The organism is Pseudarthrobacter enclensis (assembly GCF_030811655.1).
In the GTDB taxonomy this organism is placed as follows: Bacteria; Actinomycetota; Actinomycetes; order Actinomycetales; family Micrococcaceae; genus Arthrobacter; species Arthrobacter enclensis_A.
In genome coordinates this window covers 1-14990 of sequence record NZ_JAUSRE010000015.1, presented here as the reverse complement: position 1 = coordinate 14990, position 14990 = coordinate 1, and the positions used below count along the sequence as shown (strand labels likewise).

The window sequence follows — 14990 nt, the reverse complement described above, 5'->3', positions numbered from 1 at the left end:
GGGCGGCTGCCCCCGATTTTTTTCGGGTCAGTAGACTGGTATGCAGACTCAGTCAGCACAATCAAGGGTGGAACATCATGGCCAACAATGGTCGCCGATCGGTTAAAGCGAAGAAGGGCCCGACCGTCGGAACCGGTGGCCATGGCCGCAAGGCCCTCGAAGGCAAGGGGCCCACGCCCAAGGCGGAGGACCGCGTCTACCACAAGGCGCACAAGGCCAGGCAGCTTGCTGAACGCTCTGCCGCCAAGCGCGGCACCGGTGCCCGCAGTGCCGGCGCCGCAAAGTCCGGCCCCAAGGGCCGTGCCACCGAGGAAGTGGTCACCGGACGCAACTCGGTAGTGGAAGCGCTCCGCGCCGGCATCCCCGCCAAGGCCCTGCACGTGGCCATCCGGATCGAGATGGATGACCGCGTCAAGGAATCCCTCAAGCTTGCCGCAGAGCGCGGCATCCCGCTGCTGGAAACGGGCAAGCCGGAGCTGGACCGGATGACGGATGACGCTGTGCACCAGGGCTTGGTGCTGCAGATTCCGCCCTACGAGTACCAGGACGCCTACGAACTTGCCGAGGAAACCGTAGAGAAGTGGAAGAAGGGCCACATCGCCAACGCCCCGCTCTTCGTCGCCCTGGACGGCATCACCGACCCCCGCAACCTCGGCGCCATCATCCGCTCAGTCTCCGCCTTCAGCGGCCACGGCGTCATCGTGCCCGAACGCCGCTCCGTGGGCGTCACCGCGGCGGCCTGGAAGACCAGCGCCGGCGCGGCGGTCCGCGTGCCCGTGGCCCGCGCCTCCAACCTGAACAACGCCCTGAAGCAGTTCAAGAACATGGGCATCTTCGTGCTGGGTCTCGACGGCGACGGTGACGTTTCGCTGCCTGACCTCACCCTGGCCACCGAACCGGTATGCATCGTGGTGGGCTCCGAAGGCAAGGGCCTGAGCCGCCTGGTCCGGGAAAACTGCGACCAGATCGTTTCCATCCCCATCGATTCCGCCATGGAGTCGCTGAACGCCTCCATGGCCGTTGGCATCTCGCTGTATGAGGTCTCCCGCCAGAGGGCGACGCGCTAACCAACTCCCTGCCCGCGTCTTCCGGTGGGTAGGTTTGCCGTGCCCCGGTGTAGACGGGCAGGTCAAGTGCCGCAGGCCGCTACTATTTAGGTGATGGTCATGCCGCTCTTCGACACCGCTTCCACCATGGACGCCTCATCGGCTGTTCCCCTCGGTGTCAGTGCCGCGCGCGTTGATTCCGGCGGGACCCGGCACCACGCGGGCGGCCGGGCCAACGTTGCCGTCCTCGCTCCCGCCGTATCCAGCCTGGACATCGTTTACTGCCCTCCCGGCGGTGAGTGGCGGGCGCAGACCCTGGCCAACATCACAAAGGGTGTGCACCACGGGATCGTGGAGGACCTGCCCTACGGATCCCGTTACGGCTTCCGCCCGTCGTCGGACAACCAGCCGTTGCCGCCTCGTATCCAGGCGGGCAACGGCAGCGGCTCCGGCGTCCAGCCTCTTTTGCTGGACCCCTATGGCAGGGGAGTGGACCAACGCGGCGGTGTCCTCACCAGCGTGCGGACGGCCAACGACTTCGATTGGGAAACGGATGAGCTGCTGCGCCTGCCCTGGCGCAACACCATCGTTTACGAAGCCCATGTCCGCGGCCAAAGCATGCTCCACCCCGACGTGCCGGAGGAGCTGAGGGGCACCTACGCGGGTCTGGCCCATCCCGCAGTTGTGGAGCACCTCACCAGCCTGGGCATTACGTCCGTCCAGCTGCTGCCCGTCCACTTCCACATCGACGAGCCGCACCTGCAGGACCTGGGGCTCAACAACTACTGGGGCTACAACACCGCAGCCTTCTTTGCCCCGCACCCCGGGTACGCCACGCGCGCTGCCCGGGAAGCCGGCGCGCAGGCGGTGCAGGATGAGTTCAAGGCCATGGTGAAGGCCCTGCACACGGCCGGGCTGGAGGTCATCCTCGACGTGGTCTACAACCACACGGCCGAGGGTGGAGCGGACGGGCCAGTCCTGAACTTCAAGGGACTGGGGAAGGACACGTTCTACCGGGTGGACAGCCACGGCAAGTTCATCGACACCACAGGCTGCGGCAATTCCCTTAACTTCGCCGACCATCGCGTGGTCCAGTTGGTCACAGATTCGCTGCGGTACTGGGTGGACGAGTTCCATATAGACGGCTTCCGGTTCGACCTGGCCGTTACGCTCTGCCGGAACGCAGCGAACCAATTCGACCCCAAGCACCCTTTCCTCACGGCCGTCGCCGCGGACCCCGTGCTCTCCGAGGTCAAGCTGATCGCCGAGCCTTGGGACATCGGTTATGACGGTTGGCAGACCGGCCGTTTCCCGCCCGGATGGGTGGACTGGAACGACCACTTCCGCGATGCGGTACGCACCTTCTGGCTGGCAGACAGGGCGGCGATCGAGTCGGGCGGACACGGGGGCACCATGGCCAAACTCGCAGACGCCCTGTCCGGCTCCGCAGGCCTCTTCCAGTCCTCCGGCCGATCACGCCTCGCGTCGGTCAACTTTGTCACCGCCCACGATGGCTTCACCATGAATGACCTCGTCTCCTTCGACCGGAAGCACAACGAGGACAACGGGGAAGAGAACAGGGACGGGCACGGTGACAACCGCAGCTACAACCACGGCGTGGAGGGGCCCACCGAGAACGGACTGATCCTGGCGAAGCGTGCGCAGTCCCGCCGCAACCTCATGGCGTCGCTGATGGTCTCGCTCGGAGTCCCCATGATTACGGCCGGCGACGAGCTGGCCAGGACGCAGCAGGGAAACAACAATGCCTACTGCCAGGACAACGCCATGACGTGGCTGGACTGGACGCTGACTCCCGAAGCGCACGAAATGCTGCGCAGCACCAAGCGTTACATCAGGCTGCGCAAGGAATTCCTGGCCGCCCAGCCCCACGACTTCCCCGTCCGTGATGAGCAGTCCTACCTCTACTGGTTCGACCAGTACGGCCAGCCCATGTCCGCGGAGCGCTGGAACGATCCCCAGCACCGCGTCATGCAGCTCCTGCTCGGCGACGACGGCGGTGACCTTGCCGGCCTGGTGGTGGTGAACGGCGGCGCCTCGGACGTGCAGTTCACGCTTCCGGATGCCGGCAGGCAGGCTCCCAGCCTGTTCGAGCTTCGGCTCACCACGTCCCCGCATCACAAACAGCGGCAGGGCATCCAGGTGGCCTCGGGTGAAACGGACCTTGCCGAGGCCAACTCCATCAGTATCTACCGGACGTAAATGCGCAACCGTTCCATCCTGCCCTTGCTCCTCACCACCCTGGTGGTACTGGCCATGGTGGCGTTCGGCGGCGCCGGGTTGCTGGGCGGGCAGACGGAAAGTACGACGCCGGGAACTGCTTCCAGCGCCACCACCGCCCCGGGCCGGACGCCGGCGTCCGCACCGGCGAAGCAGTCAGCGCCCCACCGCGGGGCCAACCCGTCCAGCCTGCCGGAGATCCGGGAATCGGCGCTTCCTGTCGAGGGCCGCAGGGTGCTGGCGCTGGTCCGCGCCGGCGGCCCGTACCAGTACAGCCAGGATGACCAGGTGTTCGGCAACTTCGAACGTGTCCTGCCCGTTCGCGACCGGGGCTACTACCGCGAGTACACGGTGCCCACGCCGGGTGAGGCGGACCGCGGTGCGCGGCGCATTATTGCGGGCAACGGCGGGGAAAAATATTACACCGCAGACCACTACACAACGTTCAAGTACATAGCGGAAGGCAGCTAGCCCCCATGAGAATCTATTCCGGCGACACCTGGACCCTGGAAGAACTGCAGGAACAGGTGGCCGACTCCGGACGCCGCAGCGTTGTGGTCCCACCGGCGGACAGCAAGCGCGCAGTCCTGGAAACTTTCGGTGAGGTCCTCAGCTTCCCGGAGCACTACGGGGTGAACCTCGACGCCCTGAACGACTCGCTCCACGACTTCGCAGACACCATCACGGAGAACGGCCACCCGCCCGTCACGGTCCTGTGGCAGGTGGCCGCCCCGTTCCGGACCGACAGGTCCTTTGGCATCATCTGTGAAATCCTGCAGGATGCCGAACGGTACGCGGGCAAGGACCTTGCCGTGACCGCGGTCCTGCTCTAAGGCAACAGACCGCCTCAAGCGGTGAGGCGCTCCACGATGACGTAGGACGCCGTTCGTTCGGTCATTGCGCCCTCCCGGGTTTCGGTTCCGGCGTTGCGTGCCAGGAGCCTTACCCATCGGGCGCGCGGGCTAAGCGTTGACGATCAGTCCCAGCTCCGCTTTTGAGGCAAGGGCTTCATGCCGTGGCAGGACGCGGACCGTGTAGCCAAACGGCCCGGAGCGGTCGATCACCAGGGAACCGCTGAAGAGGTGCCTTCCATTGCCCAGGTCCTCCTTCACCTGCAGTTCCATCATGGTGATGTCCGCCAGTGCGTCGTTCTCTTCGGCCCGGCCGTAGGCCACCTCGACGCAGACGTCCTCAGGGGTAAGGGCGTTCAGCGCCACATAGGCGTTGACCTGCAGTGTGTCGCCAATCTGCGGATCCTCGGACACGCCCACCGAATCCACGTGCTCCACGTGCACCTGGGGCCAGGCGCCACGGACCTTCGCCGACCAGGAGGCCAGGGCCCGTGCCTGCGCGTACGAGTTGGCGGTGGCATTGCGGCCCGCTTCCGCAGCGGGGCGGTACAGGATGTTGACGTAGTCGCGAAGCATGCGTTCCGCGGAGACGGCCGGCCCAAGGTGGGAGAGGGTGTGCTTGATCATGGACACCCAGTGCGTCGGAACCGTCTCATTCCTGCTGGTGGACGGTCCCGCAGAGCCGGCGCCTTCGGACACCGTGCTTCCGTAAAAGCGGGGCGCCACCTGCGTTTCGAGCAGCTCATACAGCGCCGCCGCCTCGATGTCGTCGCGTTCCTCGGGCGAGGCGTCGTTGTTGGCGGTGGGAATCGCCCAGCCGTTCTCGCCGTCGTACATCTCATCCCACCAGCCGTCCAGGACGGACAGGTTAAGCGACCCGTTGAGCGCCGCCTTCATGCCTGAGGTTCCGCAGGCTTCCAAAGGCCGCAACGGGTTGTTAAGCCAGACGTCGCAGCCCGGGAACAGGGTCCGTGCCATGGCGATGTCGTAATTCGGCAGGAATGCGATGCGGTGCCTGATCTCCGGATCATCCGAGAAACGCACCAGGTCCTGGATCATCTTCTTGCCGGCGTCGTCGGCAGGGTGGGACTTGCCGGCGATGACCAGCTGGATGGGGTGGTCCTTGTGCAGGAGCAGTGCCTTGAGCCGGGCAGGCTCGCGCAGCATCAGGGTGAGGCGCTTGTAGGTGGGGACGCGGCGGGCGAACCCGATGGTCAGCACATCCGGGTCAAGGACATTGTCCGTCCAGCCAAGCTCAGCATCCGCGGCACCGCGCTTCTTCCATGCCGCGCGCAGCCTGCGCCGGACGTCCTCCACCAGGGCTGCCCGCATTTCCCGGCGCAGCGCCCACACGTCGGCGTCGCTGACGTTGTATGCGAGGTCCCACTTGCCCAGTGCTTCCGCCTCGCTGCCGAACTGGTCGCGGGCCAGCTTTGAGATGCGGCTGTCCACCCAGGTGGGCACGTGCACGCCGTTGGTCACCGACGTGATGGGGACCTCCGAGTGGTCGAACCCCGGCCAGAGCGCCGAGAACATTCCGCGGGACACTTCCCCGTGGAGTTTGGCCACGCCATTGGCCCGCTGCGCCAGCCGCAGGCCCATGACCGCCATGTTGAACACGGACGGGTTGCCGTCCGCGTAGTTCTCCCTGCCCAGCTCCAGGATCCGGTCCAGCGGCACGTCCGGCGCCAGTCCGGCCTGGAAGAAGTGGTTGATCTGGTTGATCTCGAACCTGTCGATGCCTGCGGGAACCGGGGTGTGGGTGGTGAACACCGTGGAGGAGCGCCCGGCGGCCAGGGCTTCATCGAACGTCAGGGCCTGCTCCCCGGACATCAGTTCCTGGATGCGCTCGATCCCAAGGAAGCCGGCGTGCCCTTCATTGGTGTGGAACACCTCCGGCGCTGCGCAGCCCGTCAGTTTCTGGAATGCACGCAGGGCCTTTACTCCGCCCATGCCCAGCAGCAGTTCCTGCTGCAGCCGGTGGTCGCCGCCGCCGCCGTACAGGCGGTCTGTAATGCTGCGGGCGGCGTCATCGTTGCCTGGCACGTTGGAGTCAAGGAGCAGCAGGGGAACACGTCCGACGTCGGCACGCCAGATGTGTGCCAGCAGGCGCCTGCCGTTGGGCAGCGGGAGGGAGATCTGCAGGGCGTTGCCGGTGCCGTCGGGGGACGGCTCGCGGAGCAGGGTGAGCGGCAGGCCGTCCGGGTCCAGGACGGGATAGGTCTCCTGCTGCCACGCATCCCTGGAGAGAGACTGCTTGAAGTATCCGGCCTGGTACAGCAGACCCACACCGATCAGGGGAACGCCCAGGTCCGAGGCTGCCTTGAGGTGGTCGCCGGCCAGGATGCCCAGGCCACCGGAGTACTGGGGGAGGACCTCGGTGATACCGAATTCGGGCGAGAAATATGCGATGGAGGCGGGGGCATCCGCGCCCAGGCCCTGGTACCACCGCGGCTCCTCGAGGTACCGGTCAAGATCGTCTTCGGCGGCGCGCACCCGGTTCACCACCGTCTGGTCAGCGGCCAGCTGCTGGAACTCTTCACGGCTGACCATGCCAAGGAAACCGATGGGGTCCTGCCCGCTTTCCTCCCAGAGCCGGGGGTTCAGTGCGGCGAAGAGCTCCCGGGTGGGGCGGTGCCAGGACCACCGCAAGTTGCTTGCCAGCCTGGCCAGGGGCCGGATGGGCTCAGGGAGGACTGTACGGACCGTAAACCTGCGGATTGCCTTCACCTGCGTCACACTAATCGACAACATGCGCGGCTGGAACCAGCTTTCGGTTTCTTTTGGGTAAATGACAGGGGCATGAAGAAATTCGGCGGCGGCACGCCGAATTTACTGAGCAGGCTTAGCAATCCTGGTCATTTCTCGCTAACGTCGAGCCTGTGACGACTAACTCAGGAACCAGTGCCGCATCCACCAAAATGCCCCAGCGCCGTATCACCGAGGGCCTGCAGTTCGGGCGTTTCCCCATCACTGCCGTGCAGCCCGTCGTCGAGGGCGGCAAGTTTCCGGCCAAGGCGGTGCCCGGCGAGGGCATCGTGGTGGGCGCCACGGCCTTCCGCGAGGGGCACGACCAACTCGGCGTCAGCGCCGTGCTGCTGGACCCCTCCGGCGCCGAGCGCCAGCGCGTGCGGCTCGCGCCACCCCGCGGGGAACGCGGCATGGGGACGGACCGCTGGGAAGGCGTGCTCACGCCGTCGGAAACCGGCAACTGGTCCTTTGCCATCGAAGCCTGGCATGACCGCTATGGCACCTGGCACCACAACGCGGAGGTGAAGATCGACGCCGGGATCGACGTCGAACTGATGCTCGCCGAAGGCGCCAAGCTGCTCGGCGAAGCGTCCGCTGACGACTCTCGTGACGAGGTGGACCGGGCAGCCCTCCGGCACGCGGCGGAGGTACTGGGTGACCAGTCCCGCGGCACCGAGGAACGGCTCGGGGCTGGCTTCAGCCAGGAGATCGCGGACATCGTCGCGCGCCAGCCGATCCGTGAACTGGTGACCGTGTCCCAGAAGTTCCCCCTGCTGGTGGAGCGGGACCGCGCAGGCCGGGGTGCCTGGTACGAGTTCTTCCCCCGCTCGGAGGGAGCCGTGAAGGACCACAACACCGGCGCCTGGACGTCGGGAAACTTCCGGACGGCGGCAAAGCGGCTCGACGCCGTGGCCGCCATGGGCTTCGATGTGCTGTACATGCCGCCCATCCATCCCATCGGCATCCAGCACCGCAAGGGACCCAACAACACGCTGGTGGCTGGCCCCAACGACCCTGGTTCACCCTGGGCCATTGGCGCCAAGGAAGGCGGCCACGACGCCATCCACCCCGACCTCGGCACCTTCGAGGACTTTGACGCCTTCGTGGCCCGGGCCAATGAGCTGGGCCTGGAAGTCGCCCTGGACCTGGCACTGCAGGCAGCCCCGGACCATCCCTGGGTGCAGTCGCACCCGGAATGGTTCACCACCCGGGTGGACGGCAGCATTGCCTACGCGGAAAACCCGCCAAAGAAGTACCAGGACATTTATCCGCTCAATTTCGATAACGACCCGGAAGGCCTTTCCCAGGAAATTCTGCGGATTGTGCTGCTGTGGGTCAGCCACGGCGTAAAGATTTTCCGCGTGGATAACCCACACACCAAGCCCGTCTGGTTCTGGGAATGGCTTATCGCGGAAGTGAATAAAGCGGTCCCCGGCGTGGTGTTCCTCGCCGAAGCCTTCACCCGGCCCGCCATGATGCACGCGCTAGGCCGCGCGGGCTTCCAGCAGTCCTACACATACTTCACCTGGCGCAATACCAAGAAGGAGATCGAGGCGTACTTCGACGAAGTCAGCCACGAATCCCCGGCGTTCTTCCGCCCCAATTTCTTCGTCAACACGCCGGACATCCTCACCGAGTACCTGCAGTACGGGGGACCTGCTGCGTTCCGGATCCGCGCCGTGCTGGCCTCCACCGGAAGCCCGCTCTGGGGGGTGTACGCCGGCTACGAACTCTATGAGCACGTTGCCCGGCCAGGAGCCGAGGAGTACATCGACAACGAAAAGTTCGAATACAAGCACCGTGACTGGGATGCCGCCGCTGAATCAGGGCGATCGCTGGCCCCGTACATCACCCGGCTCAACCACATCCGCCGCGACCATCCTGCCCTGCTGGATCTGCAAAACCTCACGGTCCACCAGAGCACCGATGCCTCCACCGTGGTCTACTCCAAGCACAAGACGCTTCCCGACGGGTCCAAGGACACCATCATCGTGGTAGTCAACGTTGACCCGCACGTCACCAAGGAATGCAGCGTGGCGCTGGACTTGGCAGCCGTGGAACTGGATCCGCAGGACCTCACCCCCGGCGGCGGCTTCTACGTGGATGACCTGATCTCCGGCCAAAGCTGGGAGTGGGGCGAGTACAACTACGTGCGGCTCGATCCGCATGTGGAGCCCGCCCACATCCTGAGCGTGAGGAGAATGCATCAGTGACTTTCAATCCGCAAAGTTCCGGCCACTTCACCCCCAAGAGCACGTTCGAGCTAAATGCGCCCGGCCTTCAGCATGACCCCCTGTGGTACCGCAAGGCAGTGTTCTACGAAGTACTGGTAAGGGCCTTTGCGGATGCCAACGGCGATGGGTCCGGTGACTTCTCCGGACTCATCGACCGGCTGGACTACCTGCAGTGGCTGGGGGTGGACTGCCTCTGGCTGCCCCCGTTCTTCCAGTCGCCGCTGCGGGACGGCGGCTACGACATCTCCGACTACAACTCTGTCCTTGACGAGTTCGGCACCATCAGTGATTTCAAGCGCCTGGTGGCGGAAGCCCACGCCCGCGGCGTCCGCGTGATCATCGACCTGCCGCTGAACCACACCTCGGACCAGCACCCATGGTTCCAGGAGTCGCGCAAGGATCCGGACGGCCCGTTCGGCGACTTCTACGTCTGGAGCGACACCGACGAGAAGTACCAGGACGCGCGCATCATTTTCGTGGACACGGAGGAATCGAACTGGACTTTCGATCCCATCCGCCGCCAGTTCTTCTGGCACCGGTTCTTCAGCCACCAGCCGGACCTGAACTTCGAAAACCCTGCGGTCATTGATGCTGTCTTCGATGTGGTTCGGTTCTGGCTGGACCAGGGGATCGACGGGTTCCGGGCCGACGCCATCCCCTACCTCTACGAGGAGGAGGGCACCAACTGCGAGAACCTCCCGGCAACCCACGAGTTCCTCCGCCGGCTGCGCACCATGGTGGACGAAAACTACCCCGGCCGGGTGATCATCGCCGAAGCCAACCAGCCGCCCAACGAGGTGGTGGAGTACTTCGGCACCGCCGAGGAGCCCGAATGCCACATGGCATTCCACTTCCCCATCATGCCCCGGCTGTACTATGCGCTGCGGGACCAGAAGGCCGCCCCCATCATCGAGACCATGCGTGACACCCCGGACATCCCCGAAGGTGCGCAGTGGGGAACATTCCTCCGCAACCACGATGAACTCACCCTGGAAATGGTCACCGCTGACGAGCGCGCGGCGATGTTTGGCTGGTACGCCCCGGACCCCAGGATGCGGGCCAACATCGGCATCCGCCGCCGGCTGGCACCCCTGCTGGACAATTCCCGCGCCGAGATCGAACTGATCAACGCACTCCTGCTCTCGCTTCCGGGCAGCCCGTTCCTGTACTACGGGGACGAGATCGGCATGGGGGACAACATCTGGCTGGAGGACCGTGACGCGGTCCGCACGCCCATGCAGTGGAACCCGGACCGGAACGCGGGCTTCTCCCACGCGGACCCCGGCAAACTCTACCTGCCGCCCATCCAGTCGCTGGTGTACAACTACAGCATGGCCAACGTGGAAGCAGAGGCTGCGCACTCCGGTTCCCTGCTGCGCTGGACCCGCCAGATCCTCAGCGTCCGCAAGAACCACCCCGCGTTTGGCCTGGGTGGGTTCAAACACGTTGAGGCAGACCACGATGCAGTACTGGCGTACCTGCGCGTCCTGCCGGACAGCAACCCCGCCGGGGCCGACGCCGAGACCATCCTGTGCGCGTTCAACCTCTCCCAGCATCCGGTCGCTGCCACGCTGCGGATACCCGAGTACGCCGGCCGGGGGCTCCGCGACGTCTTTGGCGGACAGATCTTCCCCGGCATCGGCGATGACGGCAGCCTCACCCTGACCATCGGCAGCCACGATTTCTTCTGGCTCCGCATGCGGTCGGCGGGGTCCAACCCGTCGTCGCCCTACACCCAGGCCATGCCCATCCTGTCGATAGAGAACTGAGATGAACCAGCCAATCCTCACTCCCGCCCTGACCGCGCTGCTCAAGGAATGGCTGCCGCAGCAGCGCTGGTTCCCTGTCAAGACCCCCAATTTCAGCGTTTCCCAGGCCGGCAGCCTGGGCCTCACGGACCCCAGCGGCCACGCCGCCCTTGCCGTGTTCCTCCTCAACGTCACCACTGAGGGACCCGACGGCGGCCGCCGCACCGCAGTGGTCCAGGTTCCCTTGAGCTTCCGGCCGGCACCGGCCGGCGGCATGGAACGGGCGCTGGTGGGCCAAGCGGCAGGTATGGACCCCACCCGACCCTGGGTCTACGACGCCGTACACGACCCCGACTTCGTGGGCGCCTGGCTGGAGCTCATCCGGCAGGAAGGGAAAGCCGACAGTGGCACCGCGACGGGTTACCGCGTGGAAGGGCCGTACCGCCTGCCGACGGCCAAGGGTGTCGTTAAAGTACTATCCGGCGAGCAGTCCAACAGTTCCGTCCTCGTTGACGACGGCGAATCGGCCGCCATGGTGAAGTTCTTCCGGGTCCTTTCCGAAGGGACCAACCCGGAGATCGAAGTGGGAGCTGCCCTCACTAAAGCGGGTACGTCGGAGGTTCCTGCCACCCTTGGCTGGGTCAGGGGGGAGTGGCTCGGCCACGGCAACCACAGCTCCGCTGGCTCGGCTGGCTCCGGGCAGGGCAGCCGCTACGTCCAGGGGGAGCTTGCCGTGGCCCACGAATTCCTCGCCGGCGGCCGTGACGCCTGGCGACTGGCCGTGGATGCCGCGCGCACGGGAAGGGATTTCACGTCCGAAGCCCGCGCCCTTGGCGCGGCCACGGCCACGGTGCACAAGCGCCTGGCAGAGGCCCTGGGGCAATCAGCCGAGACGAAACCCGGCAACGGGGCAGGACGTGCTGTTGCCCAGCGTGTCCGCGCCGCCTGGGCTGAAGCCCGTGCCGCCGTCGGGCCCTACGACGACGCCCTGGACGCCCTCCTGGCCGACCTCAACAGGGCACCGGCCGGAACCCTGCAACGCATCCACGGAGACCTCCACCTGGGCCAGATCCTCCTGGTCACCGGGCAGTCAGGCGACGAGTCCCGCTGGGCAATCCTGGACTTCGAAGGCGAGCCTTTGCGGCCCATCGCTGAACGGAACATCCCGGACGTGCCCCTGCGCGACGTCGTCGGAATGCTACGGTCCTTCGACTACGCGGCGGGGGCAGCGCAGCGCGAACAGGAGGGTGCACACGTCCCTGACACCTGGGTTGACGACTGCGCCGATGCCTTCCTGGCAGGGTATGCGGGGGTTATTTCCGGCACGGTGGACCGGACCTCACCCCTGTTTGTGGCATTGTGGCTGGACAAGGCGCTGTACGAAGTTGTTTATGAAATGCGTAACAGGCCCGACTGGCTGGCGATTCCCGTAAACGCCGCCAGGCGGCTCCTGGGCAGTAACGGCGCCGGCGATCACGCCGGTGCAGCATCGGAAGGTAACGAAATGACAGGCTCAGCACGAACTGACCGCCCGGGGGTGCCCCTGCACGTGGACGAAGGCACCTTGGGCAGGATTGCGAACGGCGAACACCACGCCCCACACTCCGTCCTGGGCGCGCACCTGGACGACTATGGGCACGTCACCATCCGCACCGTAAAGCACCTCGCCGAGGCAGTCAGCGTGATCACCCAGGCCGGCGAAGTTCCCATGACCCACGAGGCCCACGGCGTGTGGGTTGCCGTCCTTGAGCCCACGGAGCAGGGCCACGTTCCCGACTACCGGCTCGCCGTGACCTACCCCGGCAAGGACCCGGTGACCATTGACGAGCCTTACCGCTACCTTCCCACCGTGGGCGAAGTAGACCTGCACCTCATCGGGGAGGGCCGGCACGAGAAACTCTGGCAGGTGCTTGGCGCGCACGTCCGGCACTACAAGTCATCGCTGGGGGACGTCAACGGTGTCTCCTTCGCCGTGTGGGCACCCAACGCCCAGGCAGTCCGCGTCAAGGGTGACTTCAACGCCTGGGACGGCCGGGAAAACTCCATGCGCTCCCTGGGTTCCTCCGGCGTATGGGAAGTCTTTATTCCCGGCGTCGCCGCAGGGGCCTGCTACAAGTACGAAATCCTCACACGGGGCGGCTACTGGGTGGAAAAGGCCGATCCGCTGGCATTCGGCACCGAGGTTCCCCCCTTGACCGCCTCCCGTGTGGTGGAGCCCTCCTACGCCTTCAAGGACGATGAATGGATGGAGGCGCGGGCCAAGCGCGACCCCCACAACTCGGCCATGAGCGTCTACGAAGTGCACCTGGGGTCCTGGCGCCTGGGCCTTGGCTACCGCGAACTCGCCAAGGAACTGGTGGAGTACGTCAAGTGGCTCGGGTTCACGCACGTCGAATTCATGCCCGTAGCTGAGCACCCCTTCGGCGGTTCCTGGGGCTACCAGGTCACGTCCTACTACGCGCCCACATCCCGGTTTGGCCACCCCGACGAGTTCCGCTACCTGGTTGACGCACTCCACCAGGCGGGTATTGGCGTGCTGCTCGACTGGGTGCCGGCACACTTTCCGAAGGATTCCTGGGCCCTGGCCCGGTTCGACGGCGAGCCGCTCTACGAGCACTCGGACCCGGCACTGGGGGAACACCCTGACTGGGGCACCCTGATCTTCGATTTTGGCCGCACGGAGGTCCGGAACTTCCTGGTGGCAAACGCCCTCTACTGGCTGGAGGAGTTCCACATCGACGGCCTGCGCGTGGACGCGGTGGCTTCCATGCTCTACCTCGACTACTCGCGCCAGGAAGGCCAGTGGCGGCCCAACCGTTTCGGCGGCAGGGAGAACCTGGAAGCCATCTCCTTCCTGCAGGAAGTCAACGCCACCGTCTACAAGACCCACCCCGGTGCCGTCATGATCGCCGAAGAATCCACGGCATTCCCCGGCGTCACGGCTCCCACCAGCCACGGCGGCCTGGGATTTGGCCTGAAATGGAACATGGGGTGGATGCACGACTCCCTCAAGTACATTTCCGAGGACCCGTACAACCGCAGGTGGCACCACGGCACGGTGACGTTCTCCCTGGTCTACGCCTTCACCGAAAACTTCCTGCTCCCCATCAGCCACGACGAGGTTGTGCACGGCAAAGGCTCGATGCTCCGCAAGATGCCGGGTGACCGCTGGCAGCAGCTGGCCAACCTCCGCGCTTTCTTCGCGTACCAGTGGGCGCACCCGGGTAAGCAGCTCATCTTCATGGGGACCGAGTTTGGCCAGGAGGCCGAGTGGTCGGAGCAGCACGGCCTGGACTGGTGGCTGGCCGACATCCCCTCGCACCGGGGACTGCAGTTGCTGACCAAGGACCTGAACGAGCTGTACGCAGCTACGCCGGCCCTGTACGCGCAGGACAACGTTCCCGCAGGATTCCAATGGATCAACGGGGGAGACGCGGACCGTAACGTGCTGTCCTTCATCAGGTGGGATACCGAAGGCAACCCGATCGTCTGCGCCATCAACTTCTCGGGGGGCCCGCACGTGGGGTACACCCTCGGAGTTCCCTCTGCCGGAGCCTGGATCGAGGTCCTGAACACGGACCACACCACCTACGGCGGATCCGGCGTGCTGAACGAGGGCGAGCTGGAGGCAACCGACGAAGGACAGGACGGCCAGCCGGCGACGCTGACCGTGACGCTGCCCCCGCTCGGCGCTTCCTACTTCAAGCCTGGCGGGACCGCCTCCAAACCCGGATCCGCTTCGGCTGTCTGAGCCGGCTGGTCCGGTAAGGAACGTAAGGCCCGGAATCCGCGTGATTCCGGGCCTTACAGCTGCATCGAGGACGGCTGCCCGGGGTGGACTGGCGATCCGGAACGAGTGGTGGTACAGTTTATTTCCGCGCTGCTCCACGGAGTCAGACGGAAAACCGATCCCCCAAGCTTATGCTGAGGATGGTCGCGGACGCCGGTTTGACACGCAGGAAGCCAGCGGGTAAGTTTGGAAAGTTGCTCCGGAGCGATCCTGAACGTTGGTTTGGGGGGTGCCGGGTGTGTCTGTTGTTTGAGAACTCAATAGTGTGCCAAGTTTGTTGATACCGATTATGTATGTAATTGGTTGAATTTGCCGAATCGTGCCGCCCCTGT

8 protein-coding genes are annotated in these 14990 nt (G+C 65.4%); 7 read left to right on the top strand and 1 reads right to left on the bottom strand.

Annotated elements, in window-relative coordinates:
- Nucleotides 1-77: 77 nt before the first annotated feature.
- From rlmB to J2X98_RS14310, 4 genes are all read left to right on the top strand, one after another.
- A complete protein-coding gene (gene rlmB / locus J2X98_RS14325) occupies nt 78-1067 on the top strand; it encodes a 23S rRNA (guanosine(2251)-2'-O)-methyltransferase RlmB (RefSeq protein ID WP_141943657.1) in 990 nt (329 codons plus the stop codon).
- A 93-nt stretch (nt 1068-1160) separates the two neighbouring features.
- Nucleotides 1161-3266 (top strand): glycogen debranching protein GlgX, encoded by a 2106-nt coding sequence (gene glgX / locus J2X98_RS14320; protein WP_307309349.1) that lies wholly within the window; start codon nt 1161-1163, stop codon nt 3264-3266.
- Entirely contained in the window at nt 3267-3755 is a 489-nt protein-coding gene (locus J2X98_RS14315; RefSeq protein ID WP_141943653.1) for a ribonuclease domain-containing protein, read from the top strand. It abuts the gene before it with no gap.
- Between the two features lie 5 nt (nt 3756-3760).
- Nucleotides 3761-4117: a barstar family protein gene (locus tag J2X98_RS14310; protein WP_307309345.1), complete on the top strand. Its 357-nt coding sequence runs from the start codon at nt 3761-3763 to the stop codon at nt 4115-4117.
- A 129-nt stretch (nt 4118-4246) separates the two neighbouring features.
- On the opposite strand, the gene glgP is transcribed toward J2X98_RS14310, so the two are convergent.
- Complete coding sequence (gene glgP, locus J2X98_RS14305; protein ID WP_186338486.1) at nt 4247-6865, bottom strand: alpha-glucan family phosphorylase; 2619 nt, start codon at nt 6863-6865, stop codon at nt 4247-4249.
- Nucleotides 6866-7056: 191 nt separating this feature from the next.
- On the opposite strand from glgP, the gene J2X98_RS14300 reads away from it, so the two are divergent.
- From J2X98_RS14300 to J2X98_RS14290, 3 genes are read left to right on the top strand one after another with little or no spacing between them, the layout of a single operon-like run.
- A complete protein-coding gene (locus J2X98_RS14300; RefSeq protein ID WP_307309527.1) occupies nt 7057-9099 on the top strand; it encodes an alpha-1,4-glucan--maltose-1-phosphate maltosyltransferase in 2043 nt (680 codons plus the stop codon).
- Nucleotides 9096-10889, top strand: a complete 1794-nt coding sequence (treS, locus tag J2X98_RS14295) for a maltose alpha-D-glucosyltransferase (protein WP_307309342.1) — start codon at nt 9096-9098, stop codon at nt 10887-10889. Before J2X98_RS14300 ends, treS begins: the two co-directional genes overlap by 4 nt.
- A 1-nt stretch (nt 10890) precedes the next feature.
- Complete coding sequence (locus J2X98_RS14290) at nt 10891-14619, top strand: 1,4-alpha-glucan branching enzyme (protein ID WP_307309339.1); 3729 nt, start codon at nt 10891-10893, stop codon at nt 14617-14619.
- Nucleotides 14620-14990 lie beyond the last annotated feature (371 nt).